Here is a 2,061-nt window from a genome sequence, read left to right as displayed (position 1 = left end):
CCCAGCCCACGCGGCATCACCCGCTGGTCTCGTATAGGCGCGCCGCGTCACCGGCCCCTGCCATCCCCCGGAAGCGGGATGCTTGAACTTGGCCGACGGCCGACGCGAACCGGAGAATTCACCTGGTCGGCGACGACGAGGCGTCCGGCTATCCTATGGTTGAAGGTCAAGGGCACGCCTAAGCACTGCAGCGTGAAGCCGACGAATAGCGGCGGACGCGCAATGTGGCGCCGGCGACAACGCCAACGGCCTTGACTCTGACATGATGTCAAACAGCATGTCAGGGTCCAAGGGTGCCGAATCGCCCCTGCCGAGCAGGCCGGTGAGTCGGAAATCTGATCCAGGAGATTGTCGCTGAAGTGCGAGCTCCGCATTGCAAAGGACGAGTGAAGTGGCCGCCCACCATCATCATACGGGACATCACGATCATGCCGGGGCGCTGCCGCCTGCGGCGGCGAAGGACCCGGTCTGCGGGATGACGGTCGATCCAGCGACCACGCATCATCATCTCGACTCGGGCGGCACGACCTACCATTTTTGCAGCGCCGGCTGCCGCACGAAGTTCGCCGCCGATTCTCACCGCTATCTGCATCCGGCTCCCTCGGCGACGGCGGACCTTCCGGAAGGCGCGATCTGGACCTGCCCGATGCATCCCCAGATCCGTCAGGTGGGACCGGGGAGCTGCCCGATCTGCGGTATGGCGCTCGAGCCCGAGATGCCGACCCTCGAGGAAGGCCCGAACCCCGAGCTGATCGACATGAGTCGCCGCTTCTGGGTGAGCGCGGCTTTGTCGCTGCCGCTCTTCGTCCTCGCGATGGGCGCCGAGCTGCTCGGCTGGCACTGGCTGCCGATGCGGACCTTGGTGTGGGTGCAGCTCGCTTTGGCCACTCCGGTGGTGCTCTGGGGCGGCTGGCCGTTCTTCGAGCGGGGCTGGGCGTCGCTGAAGAGCCGCAATCTGAACATGTTCACGCTGATCAGCCTCGGTGTCGGCGTGGCATATTCGTACAGCCTGGTTGCTACTCTGGCGCCGAGCCTGTTCCCGCCCTCCTTCCATACGATGGGCGGCATGGTGCCGGTCTATTTCGAGGCGGCGGCGGTAATCACGACCCTGGTGCTGCTCGGCCAGGTGCTGGAGCTTCGAGCGCGGTCGGCGACCGGGAAGGCCATCCGGGCACTGCTGGGGCTGGCGCCGAAGACGGCCAGGATCGTCCGCGAGGACGGTCGCGAGGAAGATATCGACCTCGGCCACGTCCATGCCGGCAATCTCCTGCGGATTCGGCCGGGCGAGAAGGTCCCCGTCGACGGTGTCGTCGTCGAGGGCCGTTCCTCCGTCGACGAGTCGATGATCAGCGGCGAGCCGGTTCCGGTCGAGAAGGTGCCCGGCGAGAAGGTCACCGGTGCCACCGTAAACGGCACCGGGGGCCTGCTAATGCGTGCGGAGCGCGTCGGGCAGGACACGATGCTCTCGCAGATCGTGCGCATGGTGGCCGAGGCGCAGCGCTCTCGCGCGCCGATCCAGGCGCTAGCCGACAAGGTCTCGGCCTGGTTCGTGCCGGCGGTTATGCTGATCGCGATCCTCTCCTTCGGCGTCTGGGCGATCTTCGGCCCAGAGCCGGCGATGAGCTTCGCCATCGTCAACGCGGTGGCGGTGCTGATCATTGCCTGCCCCTGCGCCCTTGGCCTCGCCACGCCGATGTCGATCATGGTCGGAACCGGCCGCGGCGCGACGGCGGGCGTGCTGGTCAAGAATGCGCAGGCGCTCGAGCTGATGGAGAAGATCGATACGCTGGTCGTCGACAAGACGGGCACGCTGACGCTTGGAAAACCCAAGCTGACGGCCGTCATCCCGGCGGCTGGTGTCGACGAGGCCGACGTGCTGCGCCTGGCGGCCTCCCTGGTGCGCGGCAGCGAGCTTCCCCTGGCTGCGGCCATCATCGAAGGGGCCGAGGAGCGCGGTCTCGCTTTGGCTGGAACGACGGACTTCGCCTCGCATACCGGCAAAGGCGTCAGCGGCTCGGTCGAGGGACGACCGGTAGCACTGGGCAACAAGGTCCTGCTCGC

1 protein-coding gene is annotated in these 2,061 nt (G+C 66.9%); it reads left to right on the top strand.

All coding sequences use genetic code 11. The features are described from left to right. Window positions 1–391: 391 nt before the first annotated feature. Window positions 392–2,061: heavy metal translocating P-type ATPase (locus tag AC30N0_RS02345; protein ID WP_489516331.1), on the top strand; the 1,670-nt coding region annotated here is incomplete at its 3' end.

Origin of the sequence: Rhizobacter sp. (genome assembly GCF_031412495.1) — a bacterium.
Classification (GTDB): Bacteria; Pseudomonadota; Gammaproteobacteria; order Burkholderiales; family Burkholderiaceae_C; genus Schlegelella_A.
Note: the sequence above shows the minus strand (reverse complement) of the source record. Positions and strands in the feature narration are given on the sequence as shown.